Origin of the sequence: Verticiella sediminum (assembly GCF_007558815.1) — a bacterium.
In the GTDB taxonomy this organism is placed as follows: Bacteria; Pseudomonadota; Gammaproteobacteria; order Burkholderiales; family Burkholderiaceae_B; genus Verticiella; species Verticiella sediminum.
Window position 1 is genome coordinate 97,209 of record NZ_VLTJ01000044.1, and the last position, 17,136, is coordinate 114,344.

General features: G+C 68.5%; 18 protein-coding genes. 8 read left to right on the forward strand and 10 right to left on the reverse strand.

Going from position 1 to position 17,136, the window contains the following annotated elements:
• Positions 1-71: 71 nt before the first annotated feature.
• The 4 genes from FOZ76_RS26855 to FOZ76_RS26870 all read left to right on the forward strand — a co-directional run bounded on the left by FOZ76_RS26855 (position 72) and on the right by FOZ76_RS26870 (position 3,622).
• Positions 72-1,082, forward strand: a complete 1,011-nt coding sequence (locus FOZ76_RS26855) for an ABC transporter substrate-binding protein (protein WP_143951369.1) — start codon at positions 72-74, stop codon at positions 1,080-1,082.
• A gap of 73 nt (positions 1,083-1,155) precedes the next feature.
• On the forward strand, positions 1,156-1,983 hold the full coding sequence (locus FOZ76_RS26860; protein ID WP_143951370.1) for an ABC transporter ATP-binding protein: 828 nt from the start codon (positions 1,156-1,158) through the stop codon (positions 1,981-1,983).
• A 14-nt stretch (positions 1,984-1,997) separates the two neighbouring features.
• The gene (locus FOZ76_RS26865; RefSeq protein ID WP_143951371.1) at positions 1,998-2,858 is read left to right on the forward strand and encodes an ABC transporter permease; all 861 of its coding nucleotides are present in this window, start codon (positions 1,998-2,000) and stop codon (positions 2,856-2,858) included.
• A 62-nt stretch (positions 2,859-2,920) separates the two neighbouring features.
• Entirely contained in the window at positions 2,921-3,622 is a 702-nt protein-coding gene (locus tag FOZ76_RS26870) for a cysteine hydrolase family protein (protein ID WP_143951372.1), read from the forward strand.
• 51 nt (positions 3,623-3,673) lie between these two features.
• On the opposite strand, the gene FOZ76_RS26875 is transcribed toward FOZ76_RS26870, so the two are convergent.
• From FOZ76_RS26875 to FOZ76_RS26885, 3 genes are all read right to left on the reverse strand, one after another.
• On the reverse strand, positions 3,674-4,378 hold the full coding sequence (locus FOZ76_RS26875) for a tellurite resistance TerB family protein (protein WP_143951373.1): 705 nt from the start codon (positions 4,376-4,378) through the stop codon (positions 3,674-3,676).
• A gap of 154 nt (positions 4,379-4,532) precedes the next feature.
• Positions 4,533-5,513, reverse strand: coding sequence for a Bug family tripartite tricarboxylate transporter substrate binding protein (locus FOZ76_RS26880; protein ID WP_143951374.1), 981 nt, complete (start codon positions 5,511-5,513; stop codon positions 4,533-4,535).
• Between the two features lie 133 nt (positions 5,514-5,646).
• A complete protein-coding gene (locus FOZ76_RS26885; protein ID WP_211366558.1) occupies positions 5,647-6,273 on the reverse strand; it encodes an RraA family protein in 627 nt (208 codons plus the stop codon).
• A 98-nt stretch (positions 6,274-6,371) separates the two neighbouring features.
• Between FOZ76_RS26885 and FOZ76_RS26890 the strand changes: the two genes are divergently transcribed.
• Complete coding sequence (locus FOZ76_RS26890; RefSeq protein WP_170235650.1) at positions 6,372-7,256, forward strand: LysR family transcriptional regulator; 885 nt, start codon at positions 6,372-6,374, stop codon at positions 7,254-7,256.
• A 43-nt stretch (positions 7,257-7,299) separates the two neighbouring features.
• Here FOZ76_RS26890 and FOZ76_RS26895 read toward each other — a convergent pair whose 3' ends face one another.
• Genes FOZ76_RS26895 through FOZ76_RS26905 form a run of 3 tightly spaced genes read right to left on the reverse strand, consistent with a single transcriptional unit; the run spans position 7,300 to position 10,625 of the window.
• A complete protein-coding gene (locus FOZ76_RS26895; RefSeq protein ID WP_143951377.1) occupies positions 7,300-8,556 on the reverse strand; it encodes an NAD(P)/FAD-dependent oxidoreductase in 1,257 nt (418 codons plus the stop codon).
• A gap of 54 nt (positions 8,557-8,610) precedes the next feature.
• Positions 8,611-9,582, reverse strand: a complete 972-nt coding sequence (locus FOZ76_RS26900; RefSeq protein WP_246129795.1) for a Bug family tripartite tricarboxylate transporter substrate binding protein — start codon at positions 9,580-9,582, stop codon at positions 8,611-8,613.
• A 38-nt stretch (positions 9,583-9,620) separates the two neighbouring features.
• Entirely contained in the window at positions 9,621-10,625 is a 1,005-nt protein-coding gene (locus tag FOZ76_RS26905; RefSeq protein ID WP_143951378.1) for a membrane dipeptidase, read from the reverse strand.
• Between the two features lie 117 nt (positions 10,626-10,742).
• Here FOZ76_RS26905 and FOZ76_RS26910 point away from each other — a divergent pair, with 117 nt between their 5' ends.
• Both FOZ76_RS26910 and gstA read left to right on the forward strand, forming a co-directional pair.
• Positions 10,743-11,513 carry an IclR family transcriptional regulator gene (locus FOZ76_RS26910; RefSeq protein ID WP_143951379.1) on the forward strand — a complete coding sequence of 257 codons (771 nt, stop codon included), beginning with the start codon at positions 10,743-10,745 and terminating at the stop codon, positions 11,511-11,513.
• 107 nt (positions 11,514-11,620) lie between these two features.
• A complete protein-coding gene (gstA, locus tag FOZ76_RS26915) occupies positions 11,621-12,217 on the forward strand; it encodes a glutathione transferase GstA (RefSeq protein WP_143951380.1) in 597 nt (198 codons plus the stop codon).
• 48 nt (positions 12,218-12,265) lie between these two features.
• Here gstA and FOZ76_RS26920 read toward each other — a convergent pair whose 3' ends face one another.
• The 4 genes from FOZ76_RS26920 to FOZ76_RS27660 all read right to left on the reverse strand — a co-directional run bounded on the left by FOZ76_RS26920 (position 12,266) and on the right by FOZ76_RS27660 (position 16,083).
• Positions 12,266-13,153, reverse strand: coding sequence for a LysR family transcriptional regulator (locus tag FOZ76_RS26920; protein WP_143951381.1), 888 nt, complete (start codon positions 13,151-13,153; stop codon positions 12,266-12,268).
• A 435-nt stretch (positions 13,154-13,588) separates the two neighbouring features.
• Complete coding sequence (locus FOZ76_RS26925; protein WP_143951382.1) at positions 13,589-14,554, reverse strand: Bug family tripartite tricarboxylate transporter substrate binding protein; 966 nt, start codon at positions 14,552-14,554, stop codon at positions 13,589-13,591.
• 196 nt (positions 14,555-14,750) lie between these two features.
• Entirely contained in the window at positions 14,751-15,746 is a 996-nt protein-coding gene (locus FOZ76_RS26930) for a Bug family tripartite tricarboxylate transporter substrate binding protein (protein ID WP_170235651.1), read from the reverse strand.
• A 172-nt stretch (positions 15,747-15,918) separates the two neighbouring features.
• The gene (locus tag FOZ76_RS27660) at positions 15,919-16,083 is read right to left on the reverse strand and encodes a hypothetical protein (RefSeq protein WP_170235652.1); all 165 of its coding nucleotides are present in this window, start codon (positions 16,081-16,083) and stop codon (positions 15,919-15,921) included.
• A gap of 53 nt (positions 16,084-16,136) precedes the next feature.
• On the opposite strand from FOZ76_RS27660, the gene FOZ76_RS26935 reads away from it, so the two are divergent.
• Complete coding sequence (locus FOZ76_RS26935) at positions 16,137-17,132, forward strand: Bug family tripartite tricarboxylate transporter substrate binding protein (RefSeq protein WP_211366560.1); 996 nt, start codon at positions 16,137-16,139, stop codon at positions 17,130-17,132.
• The last annotated feature ends 4 nt before the right edge of the window (positions 17,133-17,136 follow it).

Consider the following 17,136-nt stretch of genomic DNA (forward strand, 5'->3'; position numbering starts at 1 on the left):
TTCTCGCATAACACTCCGCATACATCGGAATACTGTATACGACAAAAGTTGTAAAACTCGAGGAGTCTTCCATGCCTGGCTTGTCCGCCCGTTGGCCCGCGCTCTGCGCGTCGCTGCTCTGTTGCGCGTCCCTCGCCCTCGCCCCGGCCGCCCAGGCCGCCGAGCCCACCAAGGTGCGCTATGAGGAAGTCGTGCGCTCGGTGCTGTACGTGCCGATGTACGTCGCCCTGAATCAGGGCTACTTCAAGGAGGCAGGGCTGGACGTCGGCATGAAGACCTCCCAGGGCACCGACAAGGGCATGGCCGCGCTGCTCTCGAACAGCGCCGACATCGTGCTGATCGGCCCCGAAGCCTCGATCTACGTGGCCAACAGCGAATCGCCGGTCAAGCCCAAGATGTTCGCCGGGCTGACCGCCACCGACGGCTTTCTGCTGATGTCGCGCCAGCCGGTCGACACCTTCGACTGGTCCGCCCTCAAGGGCAAGCGCGTGATGTCGTTCCGGCCGGGCTCCAACCCCGACGTCTTTCTCGAGGCCGCGCTGCGCAAGCACGGGCTGGACCCCAAGGCCGACCTCACCCTGGTCAGCAACATCGGGCCGGCGGCGCGCGCCGGCGCCTGGATGGCGGGCCAGGCCGACTACGCCATCTTCCTCGAACCCGAGGCCGGCACGCTGGAGAAAGCCGGCAACGGGCGGGTGGTCGCCTCGATCGGCCAGGAAGTCGGCCCGGTGGACTTCACGGTCTTCACCGCGACCGACGCCTTCCTCACGAAGAACCCCGACGTCGCGCAGAAATGGACCAACGCCATCGTGCGCGCGCAGGAACACGTGCAGAAGGCCACGCCGGCGGAACTGGCCCAGCAGGTGAGCGAGTTCTTCCCCGCGGTCGGCCAGCCCGAGCTCGCCGCCGCCATCGAACGCTACCGCGGCTATGGGCTGTGGAAGCAGAGCCCGCTCATCGAAGCCCAGGCGATCGAGCAACTGCAGGACATGCTGATCACCAGCGGCGTACTCGAACCCGCCAAGCGGGTGGCCTACGAACAGGTCGTGATCGCCGATTTCGCCAACGCGGCCAAGCCCTGATCGACCCCGGGGCCGGACGGCCCCTGCCGCGCCGCGCGCCGAGCGAAGCGCGGTTTTGCCCGATGGAGGCTCCATGAGCACCGTTCTCGCGCCACAGACGACCGGCGCCCCCGCTCTCTCACCCGCGCGCATCGAGATCGACAACGTCTCGCTGCGCTACTTCACGCCCCAGGGCGAGACGCTGGCCCTGGGCGGCATCTCGCTGTCGGTCGCCGCCGGCGAGTTCGTCAGCATCATCGGCCAGTCCGGCTGCGGCAAGAGCACGCTGCTCTCGATCATCGCCGGCATCCTCGAACCCTCGGGCGGCAACGTGCGGGTGGACGGCAAGCCGGTCACCGCGCCTTCGCACCGCATCGGCTACATGCTGCAGCAGGACTACCTCTACGAGTGGCGCACGATCCTCGACAACGCGCTGCTCGGCGCGCAGATCCAGAAGCGCGACCTGAAGCGCGCGCGCGAGCGCGCCGTGCACCTGCTCGAGAAATGCGGCATGGGCGCGTTCCTGGACCATTATCCGCGCTCGCTGTCGGGCGGCATGCGCCAGCGCGTGGCGCTCGCGCGCACCCTGGTGACGGAACCCGACGTCGTCCTGCTCGACGAGCCGTTCTCGGCGCTCGACTCGCAAACCCGGCTCGCCATCGCCGACGAAGTGGTCGACGTGCTGCGCAGCGAAGGCAAGTCGGTGATCCTCGTCACCCACGACATCGGCGAGGCGATCGCCATGACCGACCGCGTGATCGTGCTCTCGCGCCGCCCCGGGCGCATCAAGTCGCAGCACCCGATGCGCTTTCCCAGCCACGCGGCGGGCCGTCCCACGCCGTTCGAGGCGCGCTCGCTGCCCGAGTTCAACGCCTATTTCAGCACCCTGTGGGACGAACTCGACGTCCACGTCGAGGGCTGACCGGAGATCGCACCATGGCCATCACCTCCTCCCATCCGCAGGCCACGTCCACGGCCAGCCCGGCGGCGCCGGCGGGCCAGCCTGCCCCCAGCGCCGCCTACCTCGCCTATCTCAGGCGCGAAAGCCGCCGTCAGACCCTGGTACAGGTTTCGCGCGCAGGCCTGCTGCTCGCCTTCCTGGTGCTCTGGGAGGTGCTCGCCAAGACCCAGGTGGTCAATCCCATGCTCACCAGCTATCCGAGCGCGATCTGGCCCACCTTCCTCGATCTGGCGCGCAACGGCAACCTCGCCACGCACACCTGGGCCACCTTCGAGGCCACGCTGGTCGGCTTCGTCGTCAGCATGGTGGCGGGCGTGGCGATCGCGGCCGGGCTGTGGTGGTCCGATTTCGCGCACAAGGTGCTCGACCCCTTCCTGGTGGTGGCCAACGCCATGCCCAAGATCGCCTTCGTGCCGATCTTCTACATCTGGCTGGGTTCCGAATACTCGGTCTACGGCATGGCGGTGGCGATCTCGATCTTCATCACCATCATGGTGGCCTACGAAGGCTTTCGCGGTATCGACCCCAACAAGATCAAGCTCGCGCGCACGCTGGGCGCCTCGCGCTGGCAGGTGCTGCGCCTGGTCGTGCTGCCGGGCAGCGTCCCCACCCTGCTCGCCGCGCTCAAGATGAACATCGGCCTGGCCCTGGTGGGCGTCATCGTGGGCGAATTCCAGTCGGCCAGCGAGGGGCTGGGCTTTCTCATCATCAACGGCAGCCAGGTCTTCAAACTCAACATCGTCATGACCGCCATCGTCGTGCTGGGCCTGCTCTCCGGGCTCATGTACCTGGCCATCGCCTGGCTCGAGAGATCCATGGCCAAGCGCTACGGTTGATCCCCGCAGATTGCAGCATCGTCCCGCGCCCGGCCGGGCGCGGGGCCACCAGGAGCCTCACCATGCAGTTTCCCGATTGGGTCGTCGAGCGCGTCATCGCCCGCCAGGGCCGCCTGCATCCCTACCCGGAGCTGGACGCGCGCCATACCGCCTTCGTCGTCGTCGACCTGCAGAACTACTACACCCAGCCGGGCTTCCAGGCCGAATGCGCCGCCGCCCGGGCCACCCTGCCTGCCGTGAACCGTCTCGCCGCGGCCCTGCGCGCGGCCGGCGGCCACGTCGTCTGGGTGCAGACCTGCGCCGATGGCGCCGACGACTTCTGGTCGCATCACCACGGCGTCATGCTCACCCCCGAGCGCAGCCGGCGCCGCCTGCGCGAGCTGGCTGCCAGTCACGCCGGCTTCCAGTTGCATCCGGGCCTGGATGTGCAGCCGCAAGACGCGCGGGTGGTCAAGCGCTGCTACAGCGCGCTCGCGCCCGGCTCGTCCAACCTGCACGAGGTGCTGCGCGCCAAGGGCGTCACCAGCGTGCTGGTCGGCGGCACCTGCACCAACGTGTGCTGCGAATCCACCGCGCGCGACGCGATGATGATGGACTACGCCACCATCATGGTCGACGACTGCCTCTCGGCGCTGACGCCGTTCGAGCACGAACACGCGCTCAACAACTGGATGCTTTTCTTCGGCGACGTGCTGGACAGCGGCGAGGTGATGGGCCGATTGCGCGCCCATGCGGCGCCGCCGAGCGCCGCCCGTGCGCTCTGAACGCCGCGCTTGCATCCTGCGGCTGCGCCGAGGGCGCGGCCGCGGATGCGTTCAGGCCACCGCCTTGACCTGCGACTCCAGATTGGCCTTGAAGCCGGCGTCGAGCCGGAGCTGGCGCGCCAGCTCGTCGAGGTAGGCGCGCTCCATGTAGCCCTCTTCGTCCACGATGAGCAGGCTGGCCAGGTACATCTCGGCGGCGATCTCCGGGGTCTGCGCCACCGCGGCCACCTGGGCCGGGTCCAGCGGTTTCTGCAGTTCCGCATGCAGCCAGTCGCGATCCCCGGGTTCACCGAGCTTGGCGAACTCCCCCTCGAGCAGCCGGCGCTCGTCGTCGCCGATGTGCCCGTCGGCCTTGGCCGCCGCAATCATCGCGACAAGCACGGCCCGGCTGTGCTGCTCCGCTTCCGGGGCCGGCACGCGGTCCAGCGTGCGCGGTGCGGGCAAGGCAGGCGCCGAGGCCGGCGTGGCCGCAGCGCCCGCCGCCTGTTGCTGCTGCCACTGCTGGTAGGCCTTGAACGCGAGCGCGCCCAGCGCCGCCATGCCGCCGTACTTGACCGCCTTGCCGCCGAACTTGCGCATCCCCTTGCCGCCCAGCAGCATGCCGAGCGCACCGCCGCCCAGCGCGCCGCTCAGAAAAGGGGGCAGACCGCCCGGCTGGGAGACGCGATCCGCGCTGGCGCGGGCCTGGTCGGTGGCGTTCCGGGCCAGGCCCTGGCCGGCCTGCAGAAGTTGTTCGAGCAGTTGGCGTGCACTCATGGCAGACACTCCGTCATGGAAGGATCGAACATCCTATCCTGTCCGTGCGCGAACGCCAGCGCCGAGTGCAACAGCGTGCGTCGGGAGCCTGCGCTTTGGCCCGTGGTCAGGTCACGGCCATGGCCAAGGCCGGGCCACGCAGCCCGGCGGGCGCTCAATCCAGCGTGGCGCCCGACACCCGCACGATCTCCTCGTAGCGGTCGATTTCCGCCGCCATGAAGGCGCCGAATCCGGCCGGCGTGCCCGGCTCGGCGACGATGGCGCCCATCTTGCCCAGCGCTTCGCGAACCTGCGGCTCCTGGAGCACTGCGTTCAGCTCCTGGTTCAGCCGCTCGATCACGGACGCCGGCGTGCCGGCCGCCGCGACGATGCCATACCAGGCCGAGGCATGCATGCCCTCGACGCCCAACTCGTCGAAGGTCGGCACGTCGGGCAAGGCCGGCACGCGCTCGCGCGAGGCCACTGCCAGCGCCTTCAGGGCGCCGGCCTGGACGTGCGCCATCGAACCGGTATCCAGCATCATGTCGACCTGGCCCGCCATCAGGTCCGACACCGCCGGCCCGCTGCCCTTGTAGGGAATGTGCACGATGTCGATCCCGGCGCGGTGGCGCAGCATCGAACCGGCCAGGTGCTGCGACGAGCCGATGCCGCCCGATCCGTAGTTGAGCTTGCCGGGATTCGCGCGCGCGTCCTCGAGCAGCGCGTGCAGGCTGTCGTAGGGCGAGGCCTGGGGCACTTCCAGCACGTTGGGAATCTCGGCGATGAAGGCCACGGGCGCAAAGTCCTGGCGCGCGTCGAAACCCGGCGTGCGATACAGATGCGGGTTGGCGGCGTTCGTCGAGCTGGTGGCCATGAGCAGCGCATAGCCGTCGGCGGGCTCGCGCAGGAAGGCCGTGGTACCGATGTTGCCGCCGGCGCCGGCGCGGTTGTCGACCACGACGGGTTGGCCGAGCCGCTGTCCGAGGTGCTGGGCCATGATGCGCCCCAACGCGTCGGTGGCCCCGCCGGGCGGCCAGGGCACGACGAGCTTGATCGCCCGTTCAGGATAGTTGTCGGACGCGGCCGAGGCGCTAGCCAGCGGCAGGCAGGCGAGCGCGCACAGCGCCAGACGCTGCGCGATGGTGCGATGGAACATGATGGGTCTCCTCCTAACGTGTTTCTCGGGGTGGCGCCAGTTGCAGGCCGACCGGACGCCGGGCCACCGACGGCGGCAGCCGCGGGGCGCTCCGATGCGGGTGCGGGTGCGGGTGCGGGTGGATCGGGCGCGGTCAGCCGCGCATGAGCGCGGCCGCGATCCAGGTCTCGTCGTAGGTGCCGGCGTCGATCTGCGCGAGGATCTCGGCCTCGGCGGCGAGCTTGGCGCGGGCGGCGGCGGCCACCTGCCCGGCGCGCTCGCGGGGGACGAACACCACGCCGTCCTCGTCGCCGACGACGACATCGCCGTGACTTACCGGTACGCCGTCGATCACGACCGCCGTGGCCGAGCCGCCGGGGCCGTGCTTGTAGGGGCCGCGATGCGTCACGCCACGCGCATAGCAGGGAAATGCAGCGGCGCGAAACGCCGCGACGTCGCGCACGGCGCCGTCGATCACGAAGCCGGCCGCACCCCGTGACATGGCCACGCGCATCAGGATCTCGCCGACCAGGGCGCGCTCCTCGCAGCCGCCACCGTCGACGACCAGAACGTCGCCAGGGCGCACGCGCTGCAAGGCGTCATGGATGTGCAGGTTGTCGCCGGCACGCACGCGCACGGTGTGGGCGTAGCCCAGCATCGGCGTCGCGCCATGCCGCGGCGCCAGCCGGTAGGTGCCTGCCAGGCGATCCATGCAATCGCTGATGGCCGAGGTCGGCAGCCCCTCGAATGCCGCCAGCAACCGCGTGTCGTCGTCGGACATCGTCGTCTCCTGCATCGTGGTTCGATGGCCGGCACTGTATCTCGGCGGCATGGTCGAAAATAGCGATAATTTCCTATGGACCTTCATCGAAAATACGCATGATCTCGCTCAAACAGCTCGAAGCGTTCTACTGGACCGCACGCCTGGGCGGCTTCGCCACCGCTGCCGAGCGGCTGCACATCACGCAGTCCACGCTGTCCAAGCGCATGGCGGATCTGGAAGCGCAGCTAGGCGCGCCTCTGTTCGATCGCACGCCGTACCGGCCCGCCCTCACCGAGCTCGGTCGCGCCCTGGTCGAGCCCGTCGGTGAGGTCCTCAGCCGCTGCGCGGACATCCTGCAGATGGCGGGGGCGGACCGCCCGAACGGGCGCGTGGTCTTCGGCGTCACCGAACTCGTCGCCGGCCTGTGGCTCGCCCCGTGGGTGACCGCCATGCGCAGGGAACACCCCGATGTGGTACTGGAACCCATCGTGGACACCACCGCCCAGCTCACCGCGCGCATGCGCAGCGGCGAGCTCGAGTTCGTGGTCGCACCCATACCGCTGCCGGGCCCGGCCCATACCTCGACGCGGCTGGCAGAAGTCGCGTTCGCCTTGATGGCGCGTCCCGACCACGGGCTCGACGCTCCCCTGGACGCCGAACGGCTGGCGACGCTGCCGGTGCTGGCGCAATCCGGGGATTCAGGGCTGACCGCCATGTTCGACGCCTGGGCGCTGGCGCAAGGCCTGGTGCTGCGGCACACCGTTGCCAGCAACAGCCTGGTCGCCATCAGCGAGCTCGTGCTCGCAGGCGTCGGCGTGGCCTTCCTGCCCCTGGCGTACTATCGCGAGCACCTCGCCGCCGAACGACTGGTTGCGCTGCAGGGCCCGGTGCCATGGCCGCGGCTGACCTACTACCTCATCACGCCGGCCGGGCCCGGCTCTCCGGCCGCGGCTGCCATGCGCCGCGTGGCGCTGGCCCGAAGCCCGGATGCGCTGGGTTGACGGAACACCACTGGACGGGCGTCGCGGCCAAGAGCGCGACGTTTCAGGACGTCAGGCGCGCCAGCCGGAACGGCCGCAGCGCATCGCCGAGGTCGCCGCCGGTAACGAGCTTTGCGAGTGCCTCACCGACGGCCGGCCCGATGCCGAAGCCATGTCCGGAAAAGCCCGAGGCCAGGATCAGACCCGGCAGCGCGGCCACCTCGTCGATCACCGGAATCGCATCCGGCGTGACGTCGATATAGCCCGCCCAGACCTGCGCGATCCGCGCTTGGTGGAATATCGGGAACGCCTCGCAAAGACGTGCGTAGGCTTGCTCGATGCCACGCCGATAGGGCTGCGGATCGAGCACTCGGTGGCGCTCGAAGGGCGTGGGCGCGTCCAGCGCGAACCGGGTCGGCATGGCCAGTTCAGTGAAGAAACGCCGGTTCAGGCGCAGCTTGACCAACCCGTTGTTGCGCAGCCAGGTGGAGAAGAATCTGCCGAAGAGCCGAAAACTGTCGGGTACCAGCTCGGCCAGCGATGCGTTGAACTGCGCGACGCTATAGCCTCCGTCTCGTCGCTTGCGGCAGGTGAAGCCCCCCCCGTTCACGGCCAGCGAGAAACCGGCGTCCAACGCGGAAGTGCTCAGTACCGAGCCCAACACCTTCAGTTGCGGGAAGTCGACACCGTGGTTAAGGCAGAACATCCGCGACCACGCCCCGCCCGCCAGAATGACGTGCCCGGCGCGCACGGTGCCGTGTTCGGTCACCACCCCGCGCACCCGCCCACCCGCCATGTCCAGGCCGCGAACGGCACAGCGCTCATGAATGCGAGCGCCATGCCGGGCCGCGAGGCCGGCCACAGCCGGCGCCGCCAGCGCCGGCTCGGCAACGCCGTCCTCGCCGGCATGCAAACCGCCCAGCCAGGGCCCCTCGGGCGCGCCGACCAGATTCGCCGCCTCGGCGCGCGAGACCTCGCGCACATCGGCCGGTAACGCCGCCTCGCCCATCCAGCGGCGATATGCCGCCAGCTCGGCTTCCGAACGGGCCAGGTAGACCATGCCGCTGGGCCGGTAGCCGACGTCAACCTCGCGCTGGATCTCTTGCCACAGTGGGCGGGCACGCAGCGCGAGCGGGATCTCGCTGCGGTCGCGCAACAGCGTGCGCACCCAGCCCCAATTGCGCGAGGACTGCTCGCCACCGACGCGGCCCTTCTCGAACACGGCAACGTCCACGCCGCGCCGAGCGAGGAAATAGGCAGCACATACGCCCACGATACCGCCGCCGATGATGGCGACATCGCACTGGCTCGGTAGGGTCAATTCGTCTCCTTCGCGGGCAGCGTCCGGCGCTCACGCGCGGCGCCGCTCCGGCGTTCAGTGCGAGGCCAGGCCGAGCTGCTTCACGATGTCCGCCTCGAGCGCATACTGGGCCCGGGCGTACTCGGTGTAGTCCTCGCTGTTCATGTAAACCGGCTCCTGCCCGAACTGCACCAGGATTTGCTGGAATTCGTCCGATTCGATGATCTCGCGAAAGACCTCGTCCAGGCCGCTGGTGATCTCGGGCGGCAGCCCCCTGGGACCGGCGATGCCGAACGGCGCATACATGGGCTCGATGTCCGGCTCCAGTTCATGCAACGTGGGCGTGTCAGGAAATATCCGGCTGCGTGTCTCGCCCCAGGTCACCAGCATGCGCATGCGCCCATCCTCCACGAACGGACGAACGGTCGAGGATCCGGCGTAGACCTCGAGCAGGCCACCCATCACGTTCTGCAGCACGTCGTTCTCTCCCTTGTAGGGAATGTGCTCCCATTCGATCCCGTAGTGACGGGCGATCTGTTCCATCATCACGTTCGACGCACTGCCCACGCTGGCGGTGCCGTAGGAGATCGCACCGGGCTTGGCGCGTGCGGCCTCGAGCAGCGCTTCCCACGATTCATAGGGCGCTGCCTCCGGAACTGCCACACCCAGCGTATAGCCGCTGATCATCGAGATATAGGTCAGATCGCGGTTGGGGTCGTAGCCGGCATCCTGCACGTGCGGCAGGCGAAACACCGGGCTCGGAATGATCGCCAGCGTGTAGCCGTCCGGCTTGGCGCGCGCCATCTCTCGCGCGCCCAGCGTGGCCCCGGCGCCGCCCTTGTTCTCGATGATGATCTGCTGGCCGAGACGCTTGCCCGCGAGGTCGGCGAACCGCCGCGCCACGGTGTCGGTCGAGCCGCCGGCCTGGTACGGAACGATCACGGTGATCGCGCGCTCCGGGTACGCAGCGATCGCCGGCATACCGCTCGTGAGGGTAGCGGCGACCAGGGCCAGCGTCGACAGCCAGGTAGATGCATTCGTGATCACGGGACTCTCCTGAAAAGGATGAAAGAAGGCGCGGGCGGTCAGGCAAGCCAGCACTCTCCGAACGCGCGCGCGAAGTTTTCGCCGGCGACGCCTGCGATCTGTCCGCTGGACAAGCCGGCCCGCTCGAGCGCCTCCATCAACCGCGGAAACTCCCGCGGCGTCGGCGTCTCTACCGGATAGCGGGTCTCCATGACGTCGCCGAAGGCGTCCGAGACGTCGCCGCCGGAGGCCGCGTACTTGGTGCGCGACATGACCATCACATGGCGTACGGCCTCGTAGGTGTCGACGGCGGGGAAATCGGTGCCGATGCCTACGTGCTCGTAGCCCACCAGATCGCCGATGTACTTGACGTTGGCCGCAAAGTCCTCGAGCAGGGGCTGCTGGCCCGCGACGCCCCGCCAGGCGAGGTAGGCGTGGATGCTGCATCCGATCACCCCGCCGGTGTCGGCGACGGCCTTGATGACCGCGTCGCTCTTGTTGCGCGGCCGGGCGATCACGCCGTTCGCGTTGGCGTGAGTCAACAGCACCGGCCGGCTCGAGGCGCGGCACGCATCCAGGCAGGTTGGCTCGGCACAATGGCTCACGTCGATCGCGATGCCGCAGCGGTTCATCTCCCGCACCACGTCCACGCCATAGTTGGTCAGTCCGGCCTGTCGCTTCTCGAGGCAGCCATCGCCGACGAGATTGGCCTCGTTGTAGGTGAGTTGCACAACGCGCATGCCTAGCCGCGCGAAGAGCTCGATCCTCTCCAGCCTGTCGCCAAACGGCCGGGCGTTCTGCCAGCCCATGATCAGACCCAGACGCCCCCGGCGCTGGGCTTCGCGCAGGTCGCCGACGCGCTCGACCAGATGCCAGCCGGAAGCCGCGTCCGCGCAGCGGGCGCGCCAGGCCGCGATGTCCTGCACCGCCTGCTCGAAGTCCGAACCCATGTCGGTGATCGTCAGGTTGATCGCGCTGACGCCCCCGGCCAGCATGTCGCGCGTGCTGCCGTCGCTGAAGAAGACCAGCCCATCGATGACCAAGGGGGTTTCGCTCTTCGCCATTGCTTGCTCCTCGATTCGAATCCGGATAATCTATCGTATAACGATAACTACCTACCGTTATTCGATATCATTGGCTGATTGCCATGCCGTGTCAATCCGGAAAACGCAGGAGGACCCATGTCGCCGTCAACCGGGCTGTTCATCCAATCCGTCGAAAAAGCCTTGTCCGTGCTGGAAGCGTTCCGAACGATGCCGACCATGAACCTGCAGGAGATGTCGCAGGCCTGCGACATCTCCACCAGCTCGGCGCAGCGCATCGCGCACACGCTGGCCAGCCTCGGCTACCTGCGCAAGCATCCGCAATCGCGGCGCTACAGCACCGGGCCCGCCGCACTCAAGCTCGGCCTGCCCTATCTTGCCAACGAGCCCCTGCTTCACCAGGCGCACAGTGTTCTGCACCGGCTGCATCAGGAGTGCGGCGAAACGGTCAACTTCTCGATTCCGGACGGCGACGACATGGTGTTCGTCATGCGTCTGCATTCGCACAAGCACATCCCCGTCTACATGCCCATCGGCATGCGCATCCCGGCCCTGTCCTCATCCTCGGGCCGCGCCTGGCTGGCCGGGCTGCCGCCGGCACAGGCCGAGCGCCGCATCGATGCCATGCAAGTCGCGCAGCACACGCCGAACACGACCCGCGACAAGAAGGTGCTGGGCGCCCTGGTCGAGGAGGCGCGGCGTGACGGCTACGCCTACGCGGACGAAGAGTTCTTCAAGACCGATCTGAATGTGGCTGCCGCCGTGTTCGATCAGACGGGCGAGCCGGTGGCGGCGGTCAACATCTCGGTGCCTTCGCCACGATGGACCCTGGCCGATGCGCGTCGCGAGCTGGCGCCGCTGGCCATCCGCGCGGCACGGGCGATCAGCCGGGCCGCTCCCCTCCCGTGATGGATAGCGCCACGGTGGCCGAGCAAGCCTGGGCGCGCTCGGGCCGGGCCTGGGTATGATTTGTACTCGCCGGCCCCTCGAACGCCGGCGCACACCAAGGAGAACCCATGAAGCTCTATTTCGCCCCCGGTACCTGCGCACTGTCGCCGCACATCGTGCTGGCCGAACTGGGCCTGCCCTACGAAACCGCGCGTGTCGATCTGAAAACCCATCAGACCGCCGACGGCCAGGATTACTACACCATCAATCCCAAAGGCTACGTGCCGGCGCTGGAGGTGGATGGCGAGATCCTCACCGAAGGGCCCGCCATCGTGCAGTACCTCGCCGACCAGAAGCCCGAGGCTGGGTTGGTCCCGCCGGTGGGCACGCTCGGCCGCGCTCGCGTGCACGAGTGGCTCACTTACATCGGCACCGAGATCCACAAGAACTTCAAGCCATTCTTCGCCAATGGCTCGGACGAGGCCAAGGCCGCCGCCAAGGAGGTGCTCACCAAGCGCTTCGCCTATGCCGACGAGCGCTTGAAGGGCCGTGATTTCCTGACGGGCGACAAGCTCAGCGCGGCCGACCCTTACCTTTTCGTGGTCGGGACCTGGGCCGAGAAGGTCGGCCTGCCGCTGGGCGATGATCTGAAGTCCTTCATCGAGCGCATGAAAGCGCGCGCGGGCGTGCAGAAGGCGATGAAGGAGCAGGGGCTGCTGGGCTGAGGAGGCTTGCGGGCTCGCCTTGCGCGAGCCCAACGCCCCGGCCCGTGTTCAAGCCGCGTCGAGCACGCCGGCCGCGTGGGCGATGAAGGCCTCCAGCGGGGGCGTCACGTGCTCGGTATTCCATGCGAAGAAACCGCCGCTGCGCAACGTCGTCTCGGCCAAGGGAATGAAGCGCGCCCCGGCGATCCCGCTCTGCGCGATGCACGCCGGCACCAGGGCGACACCCAGCCCGTTGGCGACCAGGGCCACGACGGTGAACCACAGACGCGCCGTGTAGCGGGTGCGAGGCTCGAAGCCGGCCTGGGTGCACGCGGAGATGATGTTGTCGTAGCTCGCCGGCGCGGCCTCGCGCGAGAAGATGACGAAGGGTTCGTCCGCCAGCGCCGAGACCAGCACCTGCGTCTCGCACGCCAGCGGATGCGTGGACGGCACGCAGGCGACCAGTTGATCGTCCGGCAAGGCCAGGCTGGCAAGGCCGTCGGGCGCGGAAGGCTGGCTGAAGAATCCCCCGTGCAGATGGCCGCGCCGTATCGCGTCGGCCTGCTCGAACGAGGAGAGTTCGCTGACCTTCAGCCGCACGCCGGGGGATTCGGCGAGAAAGGCGGTCACGATGCGCGGCATCGAGCGATACACCATCGAGCCCGTGAACCCGACATGGAGAAAGCCGGTATGGCCCTGCGCCATGGCACGCGCCGCGGCGCTCGCCAACCCGACCTGCTTGAGCACAGGCAAGGTCTCCTGGTAGAAGGCCGCGCCCGCCGGCGTCAACGTCACCTGCTTGCTGTCCCGCTCGAACAGCCGCACGCCGAGCTCTTCCTCCAGGGCACGGATCGACGCGCTCAACGGCGGCTGGGTGATGGACAGGCGCCGCGCCGCGCGGCCGAAGTGCAACTCCTCGGCAAGCGCGGCGAAATAGCGCAGGTGACGCAGTTCCATGGCGAGGCTCCTCGAAATCCGTGCCGGGCCGCGCGGCGCCTGGCCGCCCTGTCGCAAGTTGCGACGGGCTGCGCAGCACCATGGCGGGCGGAGCCGTAGGGTACACCGGGAGGCCGGCCGCAATGCGGGCCGCAAGCCGAGGAGGCTTGCGCTTTGGCCCGTGGCCAGGGAATGGCCTCGTCGACGACGAGCACGTGCCGGTTCGCCCAGGAGGCGGCGGGCAGGGCTACGCTCAGCGTGACCGGTATTCACCCGAACATTGAACCGACATTCTCCGGGCGCCCGAGCCTCTCCCGCCAAGCAGGATCGCGAATACCTGCTACTGGAAACACCGGATGCCGGGCGCGCCCCGCTCGCGGAGCCCCGGCATTCGGCTGGAGCAAGACGGCATGGGCGGCGAGACATGCCTCGCGGCCGTCCGCCCCGCCGCTGCGCTTACTGCGTCACCTGATATCCGCTGTCCTGCACGATCCGGCGCCAGCGCGCCTCGTCGTCGGCGATCACCTTGCCCAGCGCCTCGGGGGTGCTGGCGACCACGTCGTAGTCGATCGCGGCAAGCTGCTTGCGCACGCCCTCATCGGCCAGGATCTTGATGAGCTCCTGGTTCAGGCGCTGGACGATCTCGGGCGAGGTGCCGGCCGGGGCCAACAGGGCCGCCCAGGAGTTGAAGGTCATGTCGTTGAAGCCGGCCTCCTCCATGGTCGGCACATCCGGCAGCGAAGCGGTGCGCTTGCTCGACAGCACGGCGAGCGGGCGGACACGGCCCGCCTGGATCATGGGCAGCCCGTTGAACGGGTCGAACGTGAAATCGACCTCGCCCGCGACCACGGCCGTGAGCTGCGGGCCGGTGCCCTTGTAGGGCACGTTGATGGTGCCGGGCGAGCCGATCGACGCCTTGAACTGCTCTCCGATCAGGGCGATCATGCTGCTGCCCGCCGAGAAGCTCATCCTGTCGCCTTCCTTCTTCACCAGGTCGACGAGCTGCTGCACGTTCTCGACCGGGCGCGAGGGGTGCACCACGATCACGAAGGGGATGTTCGCGATCAGGCTGATCGGTGCGAAGCTCTTGAGCGCGTCGTACTCCGTCTTGTAGAGCACGGGGCTCAGGGTCTGCGCGCCGGCGGTGTTGAGCAGCAGCGTGTACCCGTCGGGCTCGGCGCGCGCCACCGCGTCGGTGCCGATGATGCCGTTGGCGCCAGGGCGGTTCTCGATCACCAGCGGCTGGCCCAGCGCCTCGCCCAGCTTCTGCGACAGCAGGCGCGCCACCACATCGGTGGCGCCGCCGGGCGAGAACGGCACGACGAGGCGGATGGGCTTGTCGGGATAGGCGCCCCAGGCAAGGCCGGCGGTGCCGAGCAGGGCGGCCGCGATGAACGGCCGCAAACGGGAAAGCATGCGCATGATGGTGTCTCCTATGCTCTTAAAAGTATGGCGCCGCCCGGTGCAGGGCGGCGCATGGATATAGTGTGGCCGCGCTCGTCGATTCGGGTCTAATCCGAAATTCGGCTCGGTCGATTCAATGGCCGTATGGTCGGCATGCGTTGCTCCCGCCTGAAAGCGGGCGTTTCCCCGCCGCCAGGCGGGTACGCCCAGGCCCTCACTCGAGCGTCACGCCCACCGACTTGATCATCTCGCCCCACGACTTGCCTTCGCTCGCCATGATGTCCCGTGTTTCCTGGGGTGTAGTGCCGCCCGGCTGCAGGCTCAGGCTGGCGAAGGCCTCGCTCATTTCCGGCGAACGGATGATGCGGTTCAGCTCGGCCGACAGCTTCTGCACGATGGGCTCGGGCGTACCCGCCGGCGCCAGGAAGCCGAACCAGCCGTGCGCGCCCAAACCCTTGTGCCCGAGTTCCTCCAGCGTCGGCGCATCGGGCGCCGTCGTCACGCGCCGGGTGCCGTCCACGGCCAGCACGCGCAGCGTGCCGGCCTTGACGTGGACGGCCGACGTCGTCACGTCGACCACGCCCACATCGAGATGGCCGCCCAGCGCATCGTTGACGAGCGGTGCCGCGCCCTTGTAGGGCACGTGCGTGCCCTTCATGCCGGTCTCGCGCATGAGCTGTTCCATGTGCAGGTGGGCCGACGTACCCGCGCCGTAGCTGCCGTAGTTCAGGCCCTTGCCGGACTTGCCCTGCTCCAGCATGTCGTCGAACGTCTTGATCGGGGAGTTCTCGGGCACCGTCCACAGGTTGGACGAGCGCGCGAGCACGGTGATCGGCTCGAAATCCTTGTAGATGTCGTACGGAATGTTCTTGTACAAGTAAGGCGCCTGCAGGAAGGACGAAATACCGAGCACGATGGTGTAGCCATCGGGCTTGGCGCGGGCGACGGCGTTCATGCCGAGCTGGCCCAGCGCACCCGCCATGTTCTCGACGACGACGGTCTGGCCCCAGGCTTTCTGGAGCTGGTTGCCGACCATGCGGGCGAGCATGTCGGTGCCGCCGCCCGCCGGATAGGGCACGATGATGCGGATCGGCTGGCTGGGAAAGCCGGCAGCGGCATCGGCGGCGCGTGCAAGCCAGGGTGCGGCCGCCAGGGCCGCCGTAGCGCATGCGAGCAAGGCGCGGCGCGCCCGGTTGCGGGTGTGGGTCATGGAGTCTCCTGCCTGGATGTTGTATGTGTCCTGCCCCGGGCAGCGGCGGCCCGGCGGCGCTGGCCGTTCGGGCTGCATGCCGCAGGCGGTCGCGGCGCAAGCCTTGCTCGCGGCGCCCCGCCCGGCGTTCCCTGCCTGGCACGACGATTCTGGGAGGCGACCCCACCCGGGATCAATGGCCGATCTGCTTGGCAAACTTGGCTGGAACGGTCAGACGGCGGCAAGCGTCCCATGAGCCGGCGGCGGCAGCCTGGGCAACGACCATATCCAAATCGATATGGATCAGAAGAAAAGCCCATTTTACGGACGCGACCCAGCCCGAAATAATCGGCAGCATAAGGGCCGGACTATGCCGGTTCGCCCGCCACGATAGACAGGAGACACCATCCCATGATCGACGCTTCCCGCCGCGCGCTGCTCGCATCGGCCGTCCTTGCGCTGGGTTCGGCGGCCGTACCGGCCCTCGCCGCAGACGCAGCCGCCGACTACCCCAATCGGCCAGTGACCATCATCACGCCGTTCGCCGCCGGCAGCGGGCCGGACGCGGTGCTGCGGCTGGTATCCGAGAAACTGGCGCGCGGCTGGGGCCAGCGCGTGCTGATCGACAACAAGCCCGGCGGCGGCGGCTTCATCGCCATCGAGGCGGCGCGCCGCGCAGCCGCCGACGGCTACACCCTGCTGCAGACCGACAGCGAGCACATCGGCGCCCTGCCCCACCTGTACAAGTCGCGCAATTTCGTCACCCTGGATCACTTCGACCCGGTGGCCATTCTCTTTCGCACACCGTTCTTCATCGCCGTGCCCGCCGACACGAAAGTCCAGAACGTGGCCGACCTGATCGCCCAGGCCCAGGCCGAACCCGGCCGCATGAGCTACGGCTCCTGGGGCGTGGGCAGCCCCGGCCACCTCGGCGGCCAGCAACTGCAGGCCATGACGGGCACGCAGATGGAGCACGTCCCCTACCGCGAGGTGGGCCAGCTCTATACCAACGTCGGTACCGGCGAACTCGCCTGGGCCTACGGCAGCATCCCGTCGAGCCAGGGGGTCTACCAGACCGGCAAGATCCGCTACATCGCGATCGCCGCGCCGCAGCGCCACCCCACCCTGCCGGACGTGCCGACCGTGGCCGAGGCCGGCGGCCCGCAGGGCCTGTACGTCAACTCCTTCGTCCCGCTGCTGGCACCCAAGGGCCTGCCCGCAGCGATCGCCGCAAAGATCAACGCCGCCGTGACCCAGGCCGTGGCCGAGCCCGACATCCGCGCCCGCTACGACAGCTTCGCCTTCGAGGCCCTGGACTGGTCGCCCGAAGAGATCCGCAAGCAGTCGCAGGCCAAGTTCGAGGAATACGGCGAGCTGGTGAGCAAGGGGAACATCAGCCTGGAGTAGGCGT